Origin of the sequence: Vibrio sp. VPAP30 (genome assembly GCF_001188205.1) — a bacterium.
Classification (GTDB): domain Bacteria; phylum Pseudomonadota; class Gammaproteobacteria; order Enterobacterales; family Vibrionaceae; genus Vibrio; species Vibrio bivalvicida.
In genome coordinates this window covers 291381-312766 of the sequence record NZ_LBLS01000038.1, presented here as the reverse complement: position 1 = coordinate 312766, position 21386 = coordinate 291381, and the positions used below count along the sequence as shown (strand labels likewise).

General features: G+C 42.2%; 20 protein-coding genes. 14 read left to right on the top strand and 6 right to left on the bottom strand.

Annotated elements, in window-relative coordinates; all coding sequences use genetic code 11:
• Nucleotides 1–19: 19 nt before the first annotated feature.
• The gene (locus tag ZX61_RS19165) at nt 20–2890 is read right to left on the bottom strand and encodes an HD domain-containing phosphohydrolase (RefSeq protein WP_049846197.1); all 2871 of its coding nucleotides are present in this window, start codon (nt 2888–2890) and stop codon (nt 20–22) included.
• A gap of 233 nt (nt 2891–3123) precedes the next feature.
• On the opposite strand from ZX61_RS19165, the gene ZX61_RS19160 reads away from it, so the two are divergent.
• The 4 genes from ZX61_RS19160 (at nt 3124) to ZX61_RS19145 (ending at nt 6391) form a co-directional block, all read left to right on the top strand.
• On the top strand, nt 3124–3867 hold the full coding sequence (locus ZX61_RS19160) for a phosphatase (RefSeq protein ID WP_049846196.1): 744 nt from the start codon (nt 3124–3126) through the stop codon (nt 3865–3867).
• An 80-nt stretch (nt 3868–3947) separates the two neighbouring features.
• Nucleotides 3948–4331, top strand: coding sequence for a cytochrome b562 (locus ZX61_RS19155; protein WP_049846195.1), 384 nt, complete (start codon nt 3948–3950; stop codon nt 4329–4331).
• Between the two features lie 122 nt (nt 4332–4453).
• Nucleotides 4454–4819: a hypothetical protein gene (locus ZX61_RS19150; RefSeq protein WP_049846194.1), complete on the top strand. Its 366-nt coding sequence runs from the start codon at nt 4454–4456 to the stop codon at nt 4817–4819.
• A 105-nt stretch (nt 4820–4924) separates the two neighbouring features.
• Complete coding sequence (locus tag ZX61_RS19145) at nt 4925–6391, top strand: PepSY-associated TM helix domain-containing protein (protein ID WP_049846193.1); 1467 nt, start codon at nt 4925–4927, stop codon at nt 6389–6391.
• Nucleotides 6392–6420: 29 nt separating this feature from the next.
• Here ZX61_RS19145 and ZX61_RS19140 read toward each other — a convergent pair whose 3' ends face one another.
• Complete coding sequence (locus ZX61_RS19140) at nt 6421–7335, bottom strand: LysR family transcriptional regulator (protein WP_049846192.1); 915 nt, start codon at nt 7333–7335, stop codon at nt 6421–6423.
• 225 nt (nt 7336–7560) lie between these two features.
• On the opposite strand from ZX61_RS19140, the gene ZX61_RS19135 reads away from it, so the two are divergent.
• From ZX61_RS19135 to ZX61_RS19120, 4 genes are all read left to right on the top strand, one after another.
• On the top strand, nt 7561–8757 hold the full coding sequence (locus tag ZX61_RS19135) for a glycine C-acetyltransferase (RefSeq protein ID WP_049846191.1): 1197 nt from the start codon (nt 7561–7563) through the stop codon (nt 8755–8757).
• Nucleotides 8757–9788 (top strand): L-threonine 3-dehydrogenase, encoded by a 1032-nt coding sequence (gene tdh, locus ZX61_RS19130; RefSeq protein ID WP_049846190.1) that lies wholly within the window; start codon nt 8757–8759, stop codon nt 9786–9788. Before ZX61_RS19135 ends, tdh begins: the two co-directional genes overlap by 1 nt.
• 299 nt (nt 9789–10087) lie before the next feature.
• Nucleotides 10088–11191, top strand: a complete 1104-nt coding sequence (locus ZX61_RS19125; RefSeq protein WP_049846189.1) for a Fic family protein — start codon at nt 10088–10090, stop codon at nt 11189–11191.
• A 178-nt stretch (nt 11192–11369) separates the two neighbouring features.
• A complete protein-coding gene (locus tag ZX61_RS19120; protein ID WP_049846188.1) occupies nt 11370–12092 on the top strand; it encodes a carbonic anhydrase in 723 nt (240 codons plus the stop codon).
• Between the two features lie 33 nt (nt 12093–12125).
• Here ZX61_RS19120 and ZX61_RS19115 read toward each other — a convergent pair whose 3' ends face one another.
• Nucleotides 12126–13046 (bottom strand): hypothetical protein, encoded by a 921-nt coding sequence (locus ZX61_RS19115; RefSeq protein WP_049846187.1) that lies wholly within the window; start codon nt 13044–13046, stop codon nt 12126–12128.
• 121 nt (nt 13047–13167) lie between these two features.
• Nucleotides 13168–13614 (bottom strand): hypothetical protein, encoded by a 447-nt coding sequence (locus tag ZX61_RS19110; RefSeq protein WP_049846186.1) that lies wholly within the window; start codon nt 13612–13614, stop codon nt 13168–13170.
• Nucleotides 13615–14151: 537 nt separating this feature from the next.
• Here ZX61_RS19110 and ZX61_RS19105 point away from each other — a divergent pair.
• The 6 genes from ZX61_RS19105 (at nt 14152) to ZX61_RS19080 (ending at nt 19838) form a co-directional block, all read left to right on the top strand.
• A complete protein-coding gene (locus ZX61_RS19105; protein ID WP_049846185.1) occupies nt 14152–15360 on the top strand; it encodes a NupC/NupG family nucleoside CNT transporter in 1209 nt (402 codons plus the stop codon).
• Between the two features lie 195 nt (nt 15361–15555).
• Nucleotides 15556–16785 carry a peptidase T gene (pepT, locus tag ZX61_RS19100; protein ID WP_049846184.1) on the top strand — a complete coding sequence of 410 codons (1230 nt, stop codon included), beginning with the start codon at nt 15556–15558 and terminating at the stop codon, nt 16783–16785.
• 76 nt (nt 16786–16861) lie between these two features.
• Complete coding sequence (locus ZX61_RS19095; RefSeq protein ID WP_049846183.1) at nt 16862–17329, top strand: DM13 domain-containing protein; 468 nt, start codon at nt 16862–16864, stop codon at nt 17327–17329.
• Nucleotides 17330–17469: 140 nt separating this feature from the next.
• On the top strand, nt 17470–18321 hold the full coding sequence (locus tag ZX61_RS19090) for a mechanosensitive ion channel family protein (protein ID WP_049846182.1): 852 nt from the start codon (nt 17470–17472) through the stop codon (nt 18319–18321).
• Between the two features lie 29 nt (nt 18322–18350).
• Complete coding sequence (locus tag ZX61_RS19085; protein ID WP_200904262.1) at nt 18351–18743, top strand: GFA family protein; 393 nt, start codon at nt 18351–18353, stop codon at nt 18741–18743.
• 261 nt (nt 18744–19004) lie between these two features.
• Nucleotides 19005–19838 carry an EAL domain-containing protein gene (locus ZX61_RS19080; RefSeq protein ID WP_074181685.1) on the top strand — a complete coding sequence of 278 codons (834 nt, stop codon included), beginning with the start codon at nt 19005–19007 and terminating at the stop codon, nt 19836–19838.
• Between the two features lie 37 nt (nt 19839–19875).
• On the opposite strand, the gene arsB is transcribed toward ZX61_RS19080, so the two are convergent.
• Together arsB and ZX61_RS19070 are read right to left on the bottom strand one after the other, a co-directional pair.
• Nucleotides 19876–20946, bottom strand: a complete 1071-nt coding sequence (gene arsB, locus ZX61_RS19075; protein WP_049846179.1) for an ACR3 family arsenite efflux transporter — start codon at nt 20944–20946, stop codon at nt 19876–19878.
• A gap of 87 nt (nt 20947–21033) precedes the next feature.
• Nucleotides 21034–21375, bottom strand: coding sequence for an ArsR/SmtB family transcription factor (locus tag ZX61_RS19070; protein ID WP_049846178.1), 342 nt, complete (start codon nt 21373–21375; stop codon nt 21034–21036).
• Between the last annotated feature and the right edge of the window lie 11 nt (nt 21376–21386).

Genomic DNA, 21386 nt, shown 5'->3' with positions numbered 1-21386 from the left:
TTCGATATAACTGGTAGGATCAGAATAGAGATTTAAGGAAGGACCTTACTCGTCTTATATGTGCGTCTCGATCAATCGGACTAATTTGCGATGCATCTAAAAATTGTTTGGCGTATTTTTGGTCAATTTCTTGTTCCAAAAATATCAAATAGAGTTTGGGATCAATATGACCTGTCGTTGCCATGTCCGTCATGATATCAATTGAATCTGATAACGATTTTGCCTTTTTATAGGGCCTATCACTCGATGTAAGGGCCTCAAACACATCCGCGATAGCCATGACCCGTGCAGGAAGAGAAAGCTGTTCTTCAAACAATCCTTTCGGGTAGCCTCGACCATCGATACGTTCATGATGCCCCCCGGCAATTTCTGGGACATTTTTCAGGTGTTCTGGGTAGGGCAACCGTTTAAGCATCATGATGGTTTGAATAATGTGATCGTTAATGATGAACCTCTCTTCATCAGTCAATGTCCCACGCTCAATAGACAGGTTGTATAGTTCTCCACGATTGTATTTTAAATTGCCAGGAGTCAATACGAACTCTTCTTGCCAGAAGTCTTGTGGTCTACCTGAAGCATCCCACTGAATTTGATGGACAGTTTTATCTAAAAGTAAGTTTTCTTCTACAGGCAGTTTTTCACTGGTTGAAGAACGCTCTTTCTCAATCCATGAAACGCCAACTTGATCATCTAACGTACGAGTCCATTTATACTGGCTAATTCGATTAAGCCGCTCTAAGTCCTCTTTGCTCATTGATTCGCCGCCAATGTTGCACTTACCCACAAATGTAAAATCTTCATCAAGTTGCTCGTGCCTTGCATTGAGAGTTTGTTGGAGGCTTTTTTCGTCTTGACCTTGGTTCAATCCTTTCCAGTAGTCTATCTCTGCTTGTGATTTTAGCAGTTCAAATCGCATTCTTACTTCGTGGATACGATCATAAATCGTCTCAAGTTTCGTTGCTTTATCAATCACATACTCTGGGGTTGTGACCTTTCCGCAATCATGTAACCACGCAGCTAGATGGAGTTCTTCCCATTGTTCTTTAGACATGCTAAACAGTGGGAAATGTACCTCATCCTCGGCAGCGGCTTTGATTATCATTTTGGTCAGTTCAGGAACACGTTGACAATGGCTACCTGTATAGGGCGACTTGGTGTCTATAGCAGAGGCAATAAGCTCGACAAAAGCATTGAGCATCTCTTTTTGTTGTTCAATGCGATCTATGTTCTCTTTGGCTATTTCTGCAAAACTTAGTAACTCTTTAAGAAAAGCATGCTTATCAGCTTGCTCTTGAGTAATAACGCGCTCGTAGCCAAGTAACAAGATTCCCACTAACTGGTTTTCGCGATTGTGAAGTGGGAAGAAGTAAATATCTGAGTTATAGAGAGAATCTTTGAAGTTTGCAATAGCGGTGTCGTCGCGGTTGAGGTGGACGATCTCTCCATTCATTAATTCGGTTGCGACCCATGCAGTAGACGCGATCAAGTCATTGATATTGATTTTAAATGGAATAATAGCGTGGTTGGCGGCAGCAGAATAACAACTTTCTTTTTCGTCTTTGATGTAAAGCACGATGGTTTCTGCTCTAGTTACCAAAAAACTCTGGTGAGCGATGGTCTTTGCTAATACAGAAAAATCGGAGTTGCTTGCAGTATCTCTTAAAAGTCGTAACAGATCGTAGAGAGTGTGTTCCATCAACTCTATAGATTCTGTCAAATTGGCTACTTCTTTGATGACACTTTTTGAGTAACGTGTTTTTTTAAAATCAAAGCGAGCAATGTTGTCTGTTTGACGCATTAGTGCATGAAGGGGGTTGGCGAGTTTCTGCGAAACCAACCAAACAATGATAAAACTCATAAATAGCATTGCCAAGGCGACGTGAATTTGCTTATCGCGCATCGATAACAAGGAAGCAAGCAAGTCATTTTGCGGGGTTGCTTCTGCGAGTAGTAAGCGCGTTTGTTTGTTTAAAGCGACTGGTGTTAGCGTTACCGACCATTTTTGATTATTCGCTTCAACGGTTTCGTAAATTATTTGACTAGAGATCCTATTGAGCACGCCTTGAAAAACAGAGCTCCTTAAAGAATCTAAGTTCAAGTCTTCTTGAGCGTTATGGGCGACGTTGTGGTGGGCCAACACTCGAAATTGGCTATCAAATAGAACAAGTTTCGTATTCTCTGAATACCCCATTTGGCCAATCTGTTCTGAAAGTGATGTTAAGGTAAAATCTGCTCCGACGACCTTTGTCCCATCGGGTGATTTGCGTGACAATGTCACGCCGTTGGTTTTAAGAAAGTAAAAAAAATATGGCTCAGTCAGCCTGATTTCTCCATCTTTGTCTGCATTGATATACCAAGGCCTAGTTCTTGGATCAAATTCGTTATCCATTGTTTTTCTGTGGCCCAAACTTCGGTAGGCTCCGTCGAGAAAATAGAACTCATTATGGCCAGAAACTCGAGTTGTATTTATCATCAATGCTGCCTTACTCGGTGCATCAAAACGCTCACGGTCTGCATTAGTTCTTAGTGCTCTTAGCAAAGTAAAATCACCCGCTTCATTGGCGTAGTAAAGAGCAACTACTCCCGGATTACGTTGGAAAATAGTTTGCAGCGATGTCAAAAATCGAATGTGCTTTATTGGAGACTTATGATCGTCGATCGCGCGACTCATCGACATAAAGTCGAGAGTGGTAAGTATAGGACCCGCTTTTACTTGAAACGTTGACTCTAGCTTTCGACTGTTTTCGCGGCTTAACTCTTTTGCGCTACCGGTTAACAACTCCTGAGCATGGCGATAACTAATTCCGATCAGTACTGAACCTACTAATGTAGTCAGCACAAGAAATAGTGTAGTGATATGGATGCTTAAGGAGTATCGACGTTTTCTCATATCTCAACCAATGAAATAGCCCTTACTAAGTATTGAACAATCTCAGAATCCTGCAAAAAAACTTATTAATAATAGTGGTATGGCTGTTACTACAGTGACAATTGAAACACATCCTGATCTGTTGCTGCTTTAAGTCTCAGATAGGAGAGTACTACTTATGTATAGTGGAATTTCGAGCAACAAACTTGATTGGCTGATAACATAAGGCCATCGCACTCAATCCACGTTGAATTATGAATTTAGTTGTTGACACTCATACCCATACCTACGCAAGCGGTCATGCGTACAGTACTTTGATCGAAAACGCTCGTTTGGCAAAAGCCAGTGGCCTAGAAATGTTTTGCACCACAGACCATGCGGAGTCAATGCCTGGTGCACCTCATTACTGGTTTTTTTCAAACCAGCGTGTACTTCCTAGGTTCATTGAAGGTGTTGCAGTAGTCCGAGGTGTTGAAGCTAATATTCTTAATACAGCTGGAGATATTGATGTCCATCCGACCTCGTACAAAAGCTTGGATTGGGTTATTGCTAGTTTCCACGAACCTGTGTTTCGACCAAGTGATACCGACTCTCACACACTTGCGCTAATCAATGTGATTAAAGGTGGTAATGTTGATGCACTTGGGCACCTTGGTAACCCAAACTTTGATTTCGATTATGAGCAAGTATTGGTATGCGCTAAAGAACACAACGTTGCTATAGAACTCAACAACACAACATTAAAAGGGAATAGTCGAGTAGGGAGTGTTGAGCGTTGTGAAGAAATTGCAAGATTGGGTAAAGAGATCGGTGTTTTCTTTACCACTGGCAGTGACGCACACTTTTGCCAAGAGGTTGGAAACTTAACCAAGGTTTCTGAGCTATTAGTCAAAGTTGGCGTCAGGCCGGACAAAGTGATTACTCATAGTGTGAAGCAGTTTTTATCCTTCTTAGCACTAAGAGAGCATACCCCAATAACTGAATACCAATATTTATAAGTTGAAACATATTTCACTTCTAGTGTACTGAACAATTTCAGTACACTCTCCATTCCTCTTCCAAAAAAAGAATATAGACAATGAGAAAGTTAATCCCTGTTCTAGCCCTAGTCATGTCTGCTCAAACATTCGCAAGTGATTTTGATCTGAAAGCTACCATGAAGCAAATGAAAGTTGAGTTTAAAAATGCTGCTGAAGCGACAGAAGTGAGTGACATGAAGTCTGCTGTAAGCAACCTATCTGAACTTGTAGAACGATCAAAACGTGGTGATTACCCACCAGAAAAGTTTGATATCTATTTTGAAGGATTCAGTAAGCTTTCCGTTGCACTCGACTCTGTTGAAGAAAAGTTAGAGTCTGGTGACATCAAAGGAGCCAAGGCCGAGCTGAAAAATGTCGATAATCTACGCGTTGAATACCACGATAAACGCAACCCAAGCATTTGGAGCAAATTGTTCGGTTAATACATCCGCAATAATCGCTTGTATAAACTTAATACCATGATCTTTGTTAGGTTTTTTAATGTAATTTACTGAGGTTGTTATAAAAAGGTTATATATTTACCCTCAATTAATTGAGAGTGACTATGATACGGACATCAAGCTTCAAGCGAACTATGCTCATCGCAAGTGCCCTAAGTTGGGTACTTGTGACTTTGATGCCTGTAATCAATGCTCATGGTGCCAGTGCTGGCGTGTGGGCGACACTTTGTACTATCAATGGCTTTGAGTTAGTTCAAGTCGAAGAGGGAAAGGTTGAAACTCAGCACAGTAAGCCTTGTCCATTTAGTCACTTCTCAACTTTTCATCAGGATACACTTCCAACACCCACTCACTCTAGAAGAACATCGATAGCGACATTTGAGTCGTACGCTTATTTGGCTCTAAGTGAACGATTTCAGCTCGCTATCCCCAGAGCGCCACCAGTATTTCCTTTATACCACTTCATATAAATCAAATAACAAAGGCTAGATAAGCCACTTAGTAAAGTAAAGCTCAGCACTAATGACTCGACTATGTTTCGGGATTTTTGCTGTGCGCTCAAAAAGGAAATTGTAATGTTGGGTAGTCAATCTCAGACTCAACCTAAGGGCTCACTACGTTCATCTCAAAGTGACGACTCAAACAAGGTTAAAGCAAAAGCATGTTATTTTCTCACATGGCGTTGGCACTTCTATGCAGGTCTTTTCGTTATCCCATTTATGCTCATGTTAAGCCTTACTGGGCTTGTGATGCTATTTGATGACGAAATTGAACAAGCAAGATACAGTGAAATCATCACAGTTGCTCCGCAGGCGCAAACTCTACCACCTTCCATTCAACTGCGTTCAGTCAAGGAAAAGTATCCTGACTCGCAAGTCACCCAATTTGTTGCAGCTGAATCAAGTACAAAAGCAAATAGATTTAATGTCAGACATGAAGATGGTAAGTCTGTTTTAGTGACGGTCAATCCATACTCCGGTGAAGTCCTAGGCGAAATCGATCGCAGTGACAGTTGGTATCAACTTGCTAACGATATCCATGGAACATTGCTGATTGGTAAATCGGGAGATTACTTGATTGAAGTGTCTGCGAGTTTAGGCATTCTGCTGTTGGTCAGCGGCATTTATCTTTGGTTACCAAAAGATAACGCAACTAAGGCTGGTTTTCTCAAAGTACGTATGCGCAGCGGGTCGCGTGTTCTAATGCGAGATCTCCACGCCAACTTAGGGGGAACACTTTCAATCGTTTTACTGCTATTTTTACTTTCCGGTCTTGCATGGGCAGGGGTATGGGGCGCGAAAATGGTTCAAGGTTGGAATACATTTCCTACCTATTACACATGGGGTGATAAACCGGAATCTTCTTTAATTCACGCAGACTTAAACCACGGTAGCGAGGAAGAAATGCCTTGGAACTTAGAACTGGCTGCAGTGCCTGAATCGCAAGGGCATCATGGGGGTCATCACGAGCATCTTTCTGCTCAACCTTTCGATACATCGCAGAGCGTAGGAATCGATGACATCATAAGTAAAACGACATCACTCGGCTTCAGCCAATTTAAAGTCTACTTACCCCAATCTGAGACTGGCGTTTATACTGTATCTGCTAACTCAATGGCGGGAGATGTTACTGACCCAAGAAAAGATAGGACCACTCACTTTGACCAGTACACTGGAGAAGTGCTCGTTGATGTTACTTGGGATGACTACAATGTTGTCGCTAAACTGATGGCCGCTGGGGTTTCACTTCACCAAGGTGATTTAAGCATCGTAAATAAGTTGCTGAATGTTTTCTTCTGTTTAGCGTTTATCGTTATTTCAGTTACCGGGGCTTTGATGTGGTGGGTACGTCGCCCGTCTAATCAGAATAAGTTGGGTGTGCCAGCCCGTTTCGAACAAGACGGTATTTGGAAGGTTGGCGCCGCAACCATAATATTGGTGAGCGTTCTTTTCCCTTTGGCTGGCGTGACCATCATTAGCGTGTTAATCCTAGATACGTTACTCGTTAAAAGAAGTCCAAAATTGAAAGCCTATTTGTCATAAACAACAAGCCCCAAAATCGGGGCTTGTTCTTATCTTGCGCTCAACTGCTGCGTCATGTAATCAATAAATCCACGCAATCGGGCTGGCATGTATTTGTTTTGCGGGTATTGCATGGCGATTGCGCCATGATAGTTACTTTTTATCGTCCAATCAGCGAGTACAGGAATCACTTCGTTGTTTTCAATCGCCTGTGAGACAACAAAGTCATGAAAAATGCCAATACCTAGCGCATTTTTAACGCCCGTCAATCGCATCTGTGAATGGTTGACCGCGTAACGACCTGAGACTCCCACAGAGTGATACTCGTCTTCTTTAAAGAAATCCCATATATGATCGCTGTCTGTTTCTGCGAGGTAGAGGCAATCGTGTGCAGTCAGCTCTGTTGGGTGTTTAGGCATCCCTCGTTTGGCAATATAGTCCGGGCTAGCACAAAGGACTAAGTTGGTTTGACTGACCTCTTTAAGAACCAAGTTCTCGTCAGGCTTATCCGTCAGTTTAAACGCGACATCAATCCCATCTCGGATTAGATCGATTTCACCATCTGCGACGCGCAATTTTAGCTGTATTTCAGGGTACTTTTGCAAAAAAGGCACCACATGGGGCTGTAATACGGAGTTTAAAAATGCTTCTGGCGCTGCAACTGTTAGCGCTCCAGACATATCTTGATGGTCTGTCGTTGAGAGTTCTACTGCTCGCTTTGCTGCATCAACCATCACTAAAGCCTGGTCATATACCTGTTGACCGGAGTGGGTGATAATCAGCTTACGCGTAGTACGCTCAAACAGTTTTACCGAAAGGGATGCCTCTAGTCGCGTTACCAATTTGCTAAGTGCAGAAGGGGTCACATCGAGAATTTTAGCCGCAGCAGTAAAACTGCCTTCATCAACGATCAGAATAAAACTCGCTAGATCGGGAAGTAGCGCAATCAACTTCGTATTCTTCATTTCAATGGCTTCAAATAACTATTTATAGCCATTTTATACCCTATAAATGTGACGGTCATCATTAAAAGGCATTATTTGTGCCTTAGATTCAATAATGTTTTTCCAACTAACGGGATAATGAAAAACACGTGCTTGAATTACACTTACTACATCAGATTTTGGCTCTAGCAATCGGCTAGAACTCTACAATAAGCAATGCGCATAATAACTAGGAAGGAATTTGAAATGTCTTCTGCATTCTACGAACAGATTCAAAACCAAATTGAAGAAGTAAAGGCTGAAGGTCTTTACAAGTCAGAGCGTGTGATTACGTCTCAGCAGCAAGCGGCTGTTAAGATCTCTACTGGTGAAGAAGTACTTAACTTCTGTGCAAACAATTACCTTGGTTTAGCGAACCACCCAGAGCTAATTGAAGCGGGTAAGCAGGGTATGGACGTACATGGTTTCGGTATGGCTTCTGTTCGCTTTATCTGTGGTACTCAAGACATCCATAAAGAACTAGAACAAAAACTGTCAAAGTTCCTAGGTAAAGAAGATACGATTCTTTACACCTCTTGTTTCGATGCGAACGCTGGCCTATTTGAAACCATTCTAGGCAAAGAAGATGCAATCATCTCTGACGCGTTAAATCACGCTTCAATCATTGATGGTGTTCGTTTGTGTAAGGCGATGCGTTTCCGCTACTCAAACAACAATATGGAAGAGCTAGAGCAACAACTTATCGCTGCGAAAGAAGCCGGTGCTCGTCATATCCTTATCGTCACTGATGGTGTGTTCTCTATGGATGGTGTGGTAGCGAACCTACCCGCTATCTGTGACCTAGCTGAAAAGTACGGCGCATTGACTATGGTTGATGATTCTCACGCTGTTGGTTTCATGGGTAAGACAGGTGCTGGTACACACGAATACCATGACGTTGTGGATCGCATCGACATTATTACGGGTACGCTAGGTAAAGCTATGGGTGGGGCGTCAGGTGGTTACACATCTGGTAAAGCGGAGGTCATCGAATGGCTACGCCAGCGCTCGCGTCCGTATTTGTTCTCGAACTCTGTTGCACCTGCAATTGTTAATGCATCTATCCGTGTGCTAGATCTTCTAGAACAAAGCGGTGACCTTCGTGACCAACTATGGGAAAACGCAGCACATTTCCGTACGCGTATGGAAGCAGCAGGCTTCACTATGGGTGGTGCAGACCACGCAATCATTCCTATCATGCTTGGCGACGCTAAAGTAGCGGCCGAGTTTGCAGAGCGTGCTCTTGAAAAAGGTATTTACGTTATTGGGTTCTCGTTCCCAGTCGTACCAAAAGGTCAAGCTCGTATCCGTACACAAATGTCAGCAGCACACTCACGTGAGCAGCTTGATCGCGCTATCGATGCATTTATCGAAGTAGGTCGTGACATGGAGATCATTAAGTAATGAAAATCAAAGCACTATCAAAACTTAAGCCTGAAGAAGGCATCTGGATGACAGAAGTGGACAAGCCAGAGCTTGGTCACAATGATCTTCTTATCCGTATTAAGAAAACTGCGATTTGTGGTACTGACGTACACATCTATAACTGGGATGAGTGGTCGCAAAATACGATTCCTGTGCCTATGGTTGTCGGCCATGAATACGTGGGTGAAGTGGTAGGTATTGGCCAAGAAGTCCGTGGTTTTGAAATTGGCGACCGCGTATCGGGTGAAGGTCATATTACCTGTGGTCACTGTCGTAACTGTCGCGGTGGTCGTACACACTTATGTCGTAACACCGTCGGTGTCGGTGTTAACCGAGAGGGTGCTTTCGCTGAATATCTTGTTATTCCTGCATTTAACGCGTTTAAGATCCCAGAAGGTATCTCTGACGATTTAGCCTCTATCTTCGACCCGTTTGGTAACGCTGTTCATACGGCACTGTCTTTTGATCTTGTTGGTGAAGACGTACTAATAACAGGCGCAGGTCCTATCGGTATCATGGCCGCGGCAGTCGCTAAACACGTTGGTGCTCGTCACGTTGTAATTACCGATGTCAACGAATACCGCTTAGATCTAGCTCGTAAAATGGGGGTGACTCGCGCTGTAAACGTTGCTGAGCAAAAGCTTGAAAACGTTATGGAAGAGCTTGGCATGACAGAAGGCTTTGATGTCGGCCTTGAAATGTCTGGCGTACCTTCTGCGTTTAACTCGATGCTTAAAACAATGAATCACGGTGGCCGTATTGCACTACTAGGTATTCCACCATCAGATATGGGCATCGATTGGAACCAAGTAATCTTTAAAGGTTTGGTGATCAAAGGCATCTATGGTCGTGAAATGTTTGAGACGTGGTACAAGATGGCTTCATTGATCCAGTCAGGCCTAGATCTAACGCCAATAATCACACATCACTACAAGATTGATGATTTTCAACAAGGCTTTGACGCTATGCGTAGCGGTAAGTCAGGAAAGGTTATCCTAGATTGGGAGTAGGGCAATACTAGGTTAATTGAGGCTTGTTACTATCTAACTACTTACTGGTTATCTGGATAGGTGAATAGTAAAAATAGCCCTGATTTGCACTTAGAAAGCCCCAGAATTGAATGACGCCTCGAGTTAAATCGAGGCGTCTTTTTTATATCCAGCCAAAATGTATTGTAGATTTAACTGTTTCTAGTTAACGGGTGATTCGAATAATCCCCTTAATCACATCACAACATGATTTGATTAAATGCCTTAATCACATCATAATATGAGCAGAATAAGGTAATTTTTCAAATCAAGGTATTGTTATGTGGATATGGGAGCAAACGAATTGGCCTCACTTTTTCTGGGATGAAGCGGTCGTAGATCCGTTGCTTAGGAAGACACGATTAAACCAAGGTGTCTTACTGGGCAGGATGACTAGCCGGCCTCAAGATCAGAACCAAAGTATGCTCGATACCTTGTTAGCGAACATAGTCCATTCTAGTGCTATAGAGGGTGAAAAACTGAATGCATTTTCAGTTCGTTCTTCGCTGGCGAATAAACTCGGTTTGACAGAAGAGCGTCCTTTCCCAACGACGGAACAAACAGATGGGCTTGCCGAGATTATGCTTGATGCCGTCGATAATCTTGATGCACCTCTTACCTTAGAAAGAATCCTACATTGGCACGATAGGCTTTTCCCTGAAGGCTACACGCTGTTCAATCCAGTTGTTGGCGGTCAGCTTAGAGGGACAGCGCCTATGCAGGTAGTGTCCGGGCGAATCGATAGGCCAATTGTTCACTTTGAAGCGCCGGGGAGAGAGAGGCTTGATAACGATCTTGACCAGTTCGTCGCATGGTTTAATCATTCAAAGCAAGACATGAAATTGGATCCATTGCTTCGAGCTGCCATCACACACCTGTGGTTTGTTACTCTGCATCCACTCGATGATGGCAACGGGCGAATCACTCGTTTGCTAACGGATTTGGCTTTAGCTCAAGCGGATCAGCAATCAGTTCGTTTTTATGCGATGTCAGTAGGTATACTTGCAAATCGCAAAAGCTACTATGAAATATTAGAAAAAACACAGAAGGGTGATGTCGATATTACCGACTGGGTAGTATGGTTTCTTGACGTCCTAAATGAAACGTTTGATGAAGTCTTAAAAGAGATTCAACAAACGGTGTTGAAAACCAATTTCTGGCGAGATGTAGATCAGACTCAATTGACGTCAGAGCAAGCAAAAGTTCTAAATCGAATGCTTGATGGTGATTTTGTTGATGGTATTAATACCTCTCAATATCACAAAGTGGCGAAAGTCAGTAAACCAACAGCGACTCGACACTTGACTGCATTGGTAGAGCAGGGATGTTTAGTAAAATCAGGTGCCGGACGAAGCACTCGATATGTTTTGGCCAAGCAAAGCTAAAAACAGCGTCAACTCTCACAACAATCTGTTGATAATCATATAGATTTCAATTCCTTTGCACCTGCTTCCAACTATTGTAGGTAATCATAGTTTTCTATCTGTTCATTGCATTTCTCACCAACGTATTATGGTTGTGAACGTTAGGGTCTGTAGACCCTATTGAACTATAGGAATAAAAATGAACAAAACACTATTATCAATTGGCTTAGCAACAGCGTTAGTCGGTACTGCTCATTCTGCACAATGGAGCTATGAGGGAGATACCGGACCACAGTACTGGGGAGAATTTGGTGCAGAGTGCCAATCAGGAAAGAATCAAAGCCCAATAGACGTTAAAGATGAAGTTAAGGCAAGCATCGCAGAGTTAAATCTTGATTATTCTGGAAAGGTCACTGCGCTGACCAACAACGGACATACGCTACAAGGAGTGGTTGAAGGAGATAATACTTTCACTGTTGATGGTAAGGAGTTTAACCTCGTTCAGTTTCACTTTCATACACCATCAGAAAACCTAATCAAGAGTCAAAGTTTCCCGCTCGAAGCTCATTTCGTAAACGCGGATAGCAATGGCAACCTAGCAGTACTGGCTGTTATGTATAACACGTCTCCGACTAGCAATAGTGAAATTACCACTCTATTAGAGACGTTACCAAAGTCAGGTCAAACTGTTTCGTTGAGTCATTTTATTGATGTAGCGGATATGATCCCGGATACCGAGTATTACTATCGCTTTAACGGCTCGCTAACAACGCCGCCATGCTCAGAAGGCGTGCGCTGGTTCGTTTTGAAACAAGCACAGACACTTAGTCAGGAGCAAACTCAACTATTTAAACAAGCGATGGGGAAAAACAATCGACCTATTCAAGCACAAAACGCACGTGTAGTACTAGAAAACGAATAGCAAAAGCTTATAGCGCCAGCAATTATTCTGGCGCTAAATATTATTGAACAGGATTTCTAATCTAAACGTCATTTTTGCTTCACCTTCTCTTTGTGTATCTTCTTCACGGTTCCAGTTGTACTCAGGGATCAACTCGTAAAACAGCCAAGTTCGCCATACATTCTGTCGATAAGTCACGGAGGCGTGAGTGTTCGTAACGTAATGAAAAGGTCGGTTAGTTCCCGTGGTACTTAATTGATAACTAAGTGCCTGATGGTCAGAAACATGCTGATAGAGTGTAAGCCCTGTACCCACTTCCCAGCCTTTGATATCGCTTTCCCACTGAGCGTAATTGCTCCAGCGAAGCAAAAAGTCGCGGTTGATTGAATAATCTAAGTCAATATCGGTAGATTCACCCGTTACGCTTTTCTTCTGATACAACTTCTGAGTAACGCGCAGCAACCATTCATCATTGATAGAGTATGTATAGCGAAAACGTCCTTCGATACCGGGTCTTGCATTGACCTTAACGTTGAAACTATAGCGTTCTTTACTTAGCCAATCGTATCTAAGACCAAGAGTATTTTCGGCATCTTCGCTAGTTTGCGGAAACAAGTCGAATAAATCATCTTCTTCATCCGACTCGAAAACCACCTTAAGTCGTTTGGTTACCTTAGGTAAATGAAAGCGCGCTTTGAATCGAGTCTTAAACTTGTAGCCTTCACCCTCCACATAAGAGAAATCATTTCTCCAACGAACAGTACTGCCAGCACGAGCGTCTTGGTCTACACGCTCATCAACGAAAAAACTATCAAACCAAATCGCAGGCTCGCAAAGCTTGGTATTTACATAGTTAAAAGCGGAATCGAGGATTTGAGCACTATCTGGCTGACTATGGCAATCGGAGTAATCTACTTTGCCGTCCGCGTACGTTGCAGTAGATAAGAAGGTAGAGATTAGAATTAGGTAGCGCAATTCATTAATACATTCTGAGGTTTAAAGTTTGAGTATGTCTAAAACACATTTAAATGGTCAATGTTTTAACGTATTCAAGTGATAATTTTACAACGCCAACGGTAAACGGTTGACGATTTGTTTAGGAACCTTGTGCTATCTGCGAGTATTGGCGTAGCAGATCGGTCAGTGTAGTGACCCATTCAAGAGCATTCTTTGGTGCCTGCTTGACTATAATTTCTACGTGGTTGCAATGTGTCTCAAGAGGTATCGCACGTTCAAGATGGAAAGAAACAGAGTAGAAATGCCACAATAATAGGCGCTGCATACGTATGATATTTTGTTGTTTACTTTCTGACTCTTCAAATAAAGCAGGGAGTTCACTAAGCGCAATGGCATTCATACGCAACATCGCATCAAACTGTGCTTCTTGAAGCTTATCTTCGTCTTCTGTCTCATCTAAATCAAAAGTAAAAAGCTCTGTCATTGACTCTTCTGGTACTAAACGGTGAACCATTCTCAAGCTTAGTTCTTCTAACTCTTCTCGTAGCATTTGAGATAAGCAGTGATAAGTGTAATCGCGTTGCATCCGGTAACTCTGACAATTTATGAATGGCGAGTATTCTAACCATTTCTTTAGAATTTTCTACTTGGCTTCGGAAACAAAAAAGCCCCGCGCTACAGCGGGGCCAAACTTCGTTGTGTTTGCAATTTTAGCCATTGACGTTGTTAGAGAATCTATGTCGCTACCAAAAAGTACGTTAAGAATTCTCATTTAAAACTAGGTCTTTTCCCCTTAAGTGCAAACCTAATTATTGTATTTGTAATATATATTAACTAAATATGTGATCTTGGTTCAATGATTCATAGCAACAAGATGCCTATTCAATAAAGTGGCCAACTGAAACTATTTGGTGTGAAACTCATTATTCATCCAACATTCTGTCTATTGATTGAGCAGTTGAACGTTTGCGTAAAAATATGTGATGAATATCTCATATATGGCGCTATACTTTGCGCCCGGTTGAGAGTTGCAGCTCTACCAATACAAGCCGTCACAGGGAATGGTGAATGACCCCACGGACCGGACCAGCTACCTATTCAATGCTTGTAGAGGTAATCTTTAATGAATGTTTTGTTTGGCTTAATCGGTGTAATCGCACTACTTTTGTGTGCGGTTCTACTTTCGGAAAGTCGTAGTTCAATTAACTGGAAAACAGTGTCGCGTGCGCTGTTGCTTCAAGTGGGCTTTGCCGCTTTAGTGCTTTACTTACCTTGGGGACAATCCGCGTTAACTAGCCTAAGTAGTGGTGTTTCTAGCTTACTAGGTTTTGCCGACGAAGGTATTGGCTTCTTATTTGGTGATCTAGCGAACACTGGTTTTATCTTTGCGGTTCGCGTTCTTCCTATCATCATTTTCTTCAGTGCTCTTATCTCTGCACTTTACTATCTTGGGATCATGCAAAAAGTCATCGAGTTTATTGGTGGTGGTATCCAAAAATTCTTAGGTACAAGCAAAGCTGAATCACTTGTCGCCACTGGTAATATTTTCCTTTCTCAAGGCGAGTCCCCACTTCTTGTTCGTCCTTTCCTTTCTAAAATGACTCGTTCGGAACTGTTCGCTGTTATGGCGGGCGGTATGGCGTCGGTCGCTGGTAGTGTGTTAGGTGGTTACGCAGGTTTAGGTGTTGAACTTAAATATCTGATTGCGGCAAGCTTTATGGCGGCACCTGGTAGTTTAATGATGGCAAAAATCATTGTTCCAGAGCGTGAAACGCCAATCGATCAATCAGACATTGCAATGGACAAAGCGCAAGAAAGCAATGTTATTGATGCCCTCGCAAGCGGTGCAATGAACGGCATGAAAGTCGCTGTTGCAGTGGGTACTATGTTGATTGCCTTTGTCAGCGTGATCGCAATGTTAAATACTGGACTAGAAAGCCTAGGTGAAGTGGCTGGTTTTGGGGGTGTGACACTGCAAGCTCTATTTGGCTACCTGTTCTCTCCATTAGCTTGGTTAATTGGTGTACCTTCGAACGAAATGCTTATGGCAGGCTCTTACATTGGTCAGAAAATTGTAATGAACGAATTTGTTGCATTCATTGACTTTGTTGAGCATAAAGCCATGCTATCAGAACACTCTCAAGTTATAGTTACTTTTGCTCTGTGTGGATTTGCCAACATTGGTTCAATCGCAATTCAACTTGGCTCAATCGGTGTTATTGCCCCAGAGCGCCGTTCTGAGGTAGCTAACTTAGGCATTAAAGCAGTGCTTGCTGGAACACTTGCTAATCTAATGAGTGCTTGTTTAGCGGGTATCTTTATCCTACTGTAAAAAGTACACTTTCTTTGATTAAACCGAATAGGAAACTATTCGGTTTTTTTATATCCAAAATCTAAAAAACTTAATTTTATGCGATGCATTGCAGTGATCGCTTAAAACCTGATTTACAGCAAAATCTCCGAAAATAGAAAGCGTAGGATGATTTGAGTTCGCACTTTCACAATCAAAATAATAAGAGATTTCGTTATGAATGAATTAGTTCAACGTTTTTTGCGCTATGTAGTCTTTGATACTCAATCAAATCCTGTAAACCCTGCAAGCCCAAGTAGTGAAGGGCAGATTACTTTTGCACATTTTCTTAAGCAAGAGTTGATTGAACTTGGTTTGTCGGATGTTTCTTTAGACCACAATGGTTACCTTATGGCTAGGCTGCCAAGCAATGTCGATTATCCGGTGCCAGCTATTGGCTTTATTGCTCATATGGATACTGCACCTGACGCATCCGGTGAAAATGTAAAACCACAAATAATTGATGACTACAAAGGTGGTGATATTGCACTTGGTAAAGGGGATGAAGTCCTTTCTCCGATACAATATCCTGACCTTCATATGTTACACGGTCATAACCTTATCACCACTGATGGAACCACGCTTCTTGGTGCAGATAACAAAGCGGGAATTGCAGAGATTCTTTCTGCTGTTGCAGAGTTAATCGATCACCCCAATATTCCACACGGAGACATCTGTATTGGCTTTACTCCAGACGAAGAGATAGGTAGAGGTGCTGATCTATTCAATGTTGAAAAATTTGGTGCGGAGTGGGCCTATACCATTGATGGTGGCCCAGTCGGTGAGTTGGAGTTTGAAAACTTTAATGCCACCAGCGCAGACGTCGTTTTCCATGGTGTGAACGTACATCCTGGAACTGCGAAAAACAAAATGGTCAATTCTATGAACATTGCAGCTCAGTTCCAAGTAATGATGCCTGCCGAAGAGACACCTGAGGCGACAGAAGGCTATGAAGGGTTTTATCACTTGAAGTCAGCGGAAATGTCGGTGGCAAGAAGCGAACTCGGCTATATCATTCGAGACTTTGATCGTGAAGGACAAGAAAAACGCAAACAGTTTATGATCGATAAAGTCGCAGAGTTAAATGAAAAACTCAAACACGGCCGTGTTGAACTCAAAATGTCAGATAGTTATTTCAATATGAAAGAACAAGTTGAACCTTATCCTCATGTAATCGAACTAGCAAAACAGGCAATGATTGCTTGTGATGTTGAGCCGAAAATCAAACCTATTCGTGGTGGTACAGATGGCGCAAGACTCTCTTTTATGGGGTTACCTTGCCCAAACATCTTTACCGGTGGCTACAACTTCCACGGAATTCATGAGTTTATTTCAATCGAAGGAATGGAGCAGGCAGTGAAGGTCATCGTGACTCTTGCAGAGAAAACGGCGCTCAAATACAAATAAACGTACTACCTACACCTGATATTTCAAAGAAAATCATATACATTTATTAGAATTGATTTTTATAGTGGATATCTGGATGAAAAAACTCCTCTTACTCGTCACGCACTCTTCGTGTATAGGATTGGGCTTCGCTCTTGGAATTTATGCGTTGCCCATCCTTATTCAACCGACATCACCAAGCATGAATGAGGTACAAACCGTTACCAATAACGCTATTTATAACGCTTCATTTCAAAAGGATCGTAAAGACAGTGACTTTCTCCATTGGGGAGAAGGATCTGTCTCCATTAGTGCCGAAAAAGTAGCGTTTATTGGAAAGCTCGCACCTGGTCCTGATTACAAACTCTACTTTTCTCCATCATTCATTGAAACAGAAGCCGACTTTAACGCACAAAAAGAACTAATGGTTCGTGTAGGTGAAGTCAAGAGCTTTGATAGATTTACCGTAACCTTACCGCAGGGTTTTCCGATTAATGATTACAATACCGTTATTGTCTGGTGTGAAACCTTTGGCGAATTTATTACATCGGCTAGATATAGATAGCTGAGAGGAAACACGATATTCAACTCATCTTGCGACCAATACAGTAGAAATATTCTGCCGCGTGTGGGAAGTTAGACGACTAGTTTTTGAATCAACAAGTTAAGGGGCGTTTGCCCCTTTTTAGCAAATAGGAGCAGGGCGTGGAGAAAGTACAAGCCGTAGTCGATTTTCTTCTAACTCACAAACTCGTTTTTACAGCACTGATCATTGTTTTGATTTCTTTAATTCGTCGAATCATCCTTTCTATGATTCGTGGTGACGTCGACTTCGTTTCTGAAGAGCAGCGAAATTGGATGTCTCGGACCAAAAATGGCACATTTATCATGACTGTGCTTGTGCTCTTTGTTCTGTGGCAATCAGAAATAAATGAGTTTGCGCTCTCTGTTACAGCCATCGCCGTTGCGATTGTCGTGGCGTCTAAAGAGATTATCCTCTGTTTCACCGGATCTATTCAGCGTGCGAGTTCTCGCTCTTTTCGTATTGGTGATTGGATAGAAGTAGGGAAGATATGTGGCGAAGTTATCGAACACAACATGATGGCAACCGTCATCCAAGAAATCGATTTGCACCACGGGCAATACCACTACACGGGGAAGACAGCCACATTACCTAATAGCATGTTCTTTACCTACCCAGTAAAAAATCTCAACTTCATGAAGCGCTACGTATATCATGATTTCTCTGTTGTTGTCCCTGAGTTCGTTAATCTCTACCCAATCATACCTGAAATGCTTGAAAGAATTGAAAGTCATACTGGCTACTTTTATGACGTCGCAACACGCTATAACGCGGTTATTGAAAAGCATGCCGGGGTAGATTTGCCCGGAGCTGAGCCTCACATTCATATTACTAGCGGAAGCACTGGGGAACAGGTCGTCCACTTTATGCTGTTTTGTCCAACCGATAAAGCAACACACTTAGAGCAAGAGATTCGCGCCGACTTTATGCAGCTATACAGCGAGCGTTTTCCTATTACTAAAGAAACCGAGTAAGCACAGTAATCCACAAAGAGGGAATTATGATTAAAAAGGTAGGGAACACCATCATACAACACATACACAAAGGAAGTTGCCACTGTGGCACCGTTAAATTCGAGCTAAATTTACCGAATGGAATTGAGAAGCCCCGGCGTTGCGACTGTTCAATATGTAGAAGGAAAGGGGCAATTGTAGCCTCAGTTAAACTTGATGGCATTCGTATACTTGAGGGTGAAGATCAGCTTAAGCTCTATCAGTTTAACACTCATACCGCAAAGCACTTTTTCTGTTCTAATTGTGGAATATACACACATCACCAAAGACGATCGTCACCGGATGAGTACGGGTTCAATGTCGGCTGTTTAGAGGGAGTAAACCCTTTTGATTTAGGTGACGTTGTCACCAATGATGGTGTTAATCACCCAGCTGACCGCTAGAAAATCATGGTGGCTTAACCCATTAGTCACCAAGCTTATCGATAAGCAATTATTATCGTGACATTCAAATGTTTAATTAGAACTTACCCTATAATCCGAGTATGGTGCGTTCAGTTGCCCGTATGAGCTTAGTGGTCTATGACTATCAGTTTGAACACAGCAAACGAATAAAGCCACTTCATTAAGGAATACCTGTGTCATTGGCAACACATCGCTTTATTGAGCACTACTGTAACTTAAACCATTTGGCTTAATTCCTTAATGAACAAACACACGCATTGCAATCTTACGTCGACATTCAAACTTAGCCGAGCTATTAACACTCTGTCTCGAGTAAGTGATGACGAAACACTCGCACATCACCATATTCAAACATTGCAACGAACAGGCAAATTCATTTTGTTTTCTCAACCGCTTGTAAATGTTGCATCTCGGAGCATTGTATCCATGGAGGTATTGCTTAGGCATAGAGCAAATAGCGGAAAGATTACGCCACCAACGTTTCTAACCAGTTTTGCAAAGCTCGGCTTGATACCAGTGCTTGATATGTGGGTTATAAATCACGCTTTAGCGCAGATATCGACGCAACGAGTGAGATGTGGATTTAAACTCTCGATCAATGTATCTCCCCAAACTTTCTTAATTGAAGGCTTTGCGAGTTCCGTTTTGGATATGATTGAGCGCAGTGGTCTGGGTTATCACCAGATAGAACTTGAAGTAACAGAGGATGTCTTGATACAAGATGAGAGTCAAATTCGAGAGGTCTTCAATCAGTTAAAAAGTGCTGGAATTAGTATTGCCCTTGATGATTTCGGGACTGGATACTCGACGATCGGAAACCTTATCAGCTATCAATACGATAAGGTCAAGATTGACCGCTCACTAGTATCAAACATAACAAACAAAAATGGTCGTGAAATACTGCGTTTGACCACCGATTTAGTCAAACTGTCAAGCGCTGAGATTGTCGTAGAGGGGATAGAAACGAGCGAAGAGTTGGAATTTGTCTCAAGCTTAGGTATTGAATCAGTTCAAGGCTACTACTTCTACAAGCCTATGCCATTTGACGAAGCATTCGCGTTACTTTCAACTTGAGCAAGGCTGACGCTAATGCCAGCCTTGTTTCTTTAGTTTAAGCGTAATACTTCTTCTTCATTCTTAGCGCAACATTTACGAGTGCTATCAAGACTGGCACTTCAATCAAAGGACCAATAACACCAGCGAAAGCTTGGTCAGAGTTTAATCCAAACACCGCAATGCTAACGGCTATAGCAAGTTCAAAATTATTTCCTGTTGCAGTAAATGCAATTGACGCGTTCTTGTCGTAATCGATGCCCATTTTTTTACCAACAAAGAAGCTAACAAAAAACATTAGGACAAAGTAGATACATAAAGGGATAGCGACTCGAACAACATCCATTGGCAATTCAAATATCATTTCGCCTTTTAGGCTAAACATTAAAATGATGGTTGCGAGTAAAGCCACTAAAGTTATTGGCGAAATACGCGGAAGAAACCGCTCGTTGTACCACTGTTCGCCTTTTAGCGCAGTTAACCACTTACGGCTAAGAAAACCTGCTAAGAAAGGAATACCCAAGTAAATCAAGACGCTCTCAGCAATATCCAGCATAGAGATGTCGACATTAAACCCTTGGTAACCAAATATAGGTGGAAGTACAGTAATAAACAGCCATGCCATAAAGCTATACGTAACAATCTGAAATGCGCTATTTAAAGCTACCAAAGCTGCGCCATATTCTTTGTTGCCACCACCGATATCATTCCAAACAAGTACCATAGCAATACATCTAGCAAGCCCGATAAGAATGATACCAACCATATATCCAGGTTTGTCTGCCAAAAATACCAATGCCAAAACAAACATTAAGACAGGACCAACAATCCAGTTCATTATCAAAGACAGCTTGATTGCTTTTTTGTCTCTACTGACGTTGCCTAGTAAACCATAGTTAACTTTGGCTAATGGGGGGTACATCATTAAGATCAATCCGATTGCGAGTGGAATATTGGTACTACCAACTGACATAGATTCATTCCACTGAGCAACTTGAGGAAAAGTCACGCCAATTGCGATACCAACGGCCATAGCAACAAAGATCCACACGGTAAGATAACGATCCAAAAAGCTCATATTTGTGGCTGCTGAAGTAGTTCTACCTTCAGTTGCTAATTGTTGATTCATTGCAATACCTCCATTCGTCAATCGTCGAATAGCGATTGATAAAAATTAAAAATTGGGAAGACAATGAATGATCTTCCCGTAATTAGTTTAACTAAATATAGAATTAAATTGACTTGAAAACTCTTCAATTTCTGTCTTGTTAACGCGATAACACACTTTAGGTGGTATTGATTCAGCGGTGATAAATCCCGCTTGTTTCAAAACTCTCAAATGCTCTGATACGGTTGACTGTGCGAGCCCTAGTTCAGAAACCAAGTCACTGTTCAGGCAGCCGTCAAGTTTTTCCAAGTTCAAAAGAATCTTGACGATTCGAACGCGGGCAGGGTGAGACAAAGCTTTTGCTTGGGCAGCGAACCTTATCTCTAGCTCAAGTTCACGCTCTGAGGAATCAAAAGCTTGTGCGTTTGTACTACTGCACTGTTTATTCATTCTATGGATAC

Bases quoted from the DNA above. Each gene is read 5' to 3' on its own strand.
- ZX61_RS19160 (WP_049846196.1), top strand. From the start codon at position 3,124: ATGAATTTAGTTGTTGACACTCATACCCATACCTACGCAAGCGGTCAT.
- ZX61_RS19070 (WP_049846178.1), bottom strand. From the start codon at position 21,375: ATGAATAAACAGTGCAGTAGTACAAACGCACAAGCTTTTGATTCCTCA.
- ZX61_RS19165 (WP_049846197.1), bottom strand. From the start codon at position 2,890: ATGAGAAAACGTCGATACTCCTTAAGCATCCATATCACTACACTATTT.
- ZX61_RS19135 (WP_049846191.1), top strand. From the start codon at position 7,561: ATGTCTTCTGCATTCTACGAACAGATTCAAAACCAAATTGAAGAAGTA.
- ZX61_RS19105 (WP_049846185.1), top strand. From the start codon at position 14,152: ATGAATGTTTTGTTTGGCTTAATCGGTGTAATCGCACTACTTTTGTGT.
- ZX61_RS19110 (WP_049846186.1), bottom strand. From the start codon at position 13,614: ATGCAACGCGATTACACTTATCACTGCTTATCTCAAATGCTACGAGAA.
- arsB (WP_049846179.1), bottom strand. From the start codon at position 20,946: ATGAATCAACAATTAGCAACTGAAGGTAGAACTACTTCAGCAGCCACA.
- ZX61_RS19145 (WP_049846193.1), top strand. From the start codon at position 4,925: ATGTTGGGTAGTCAATCTCAGACTCAACCTAAGGGCTCACTACGTTCA.
- ZX61_RS19140 (WP_049846192.1), bottom strand. From the start codon at position 7,335: ATGAAGAATACGAAGTTGATTGCGCTACTTCCCGATCTAGCGAGTTTT.
- ZX61_RS19125 (WP_049846189.1), top strand. From the start codon at position 10,088: ATGTGGATATGGGAGCAAACGAATTGGCCTCACTTTTTCTGGGATGAA.
- ZX61_RS19155 (WP_049846195.1), top strand. From the start codon at position 3,948: ATGAGAAAGTTAATCCCTGTTCTAGCCCTAGTCATGTCTGCTCAAACA.
- ZX61_RS19095 (WP_049846183.1), top strand. From the start codon at position 16,862: ATGAAAAAACTCCTCTTACTCGTCACGCACTCTTCGTGTATAGGATTG.
- ZX61_RS19080 (WP_074181685.1), top strand. From the start codon at position 19,005: ATGAACAAACACACGCATTGCAATCTTACGTCGACATTCAAACTTAGC.
- pepT (WP_049846184.1), top strand. From the start codon at position 15,556: ATGAATGAATTAGTTCAACGTTTTTTGCGCTATGTAGTCTTTGATACT.
- ZX61_RS19150 (WP_049846194.1), top strand. From the start codon at position 4,454: ATGATACGGACATCAAGCTTCAAGCGAACTATGCTCATCGCAAGTGCC.
- tdh (WP_049846190.1), top strand. From the start codon at position 8,757: ATGAAAATCAAAGCACTATCAAAACTTAAGCCTGAAGAAGGCATCTGG.
- ZX61_RS19120 (WP_049846188.1), top strand. From the start codon at position 11,370: ATGAACAAAACACTATTATCAATTGGCTTAGCAACAGCGTTAGTCGGT.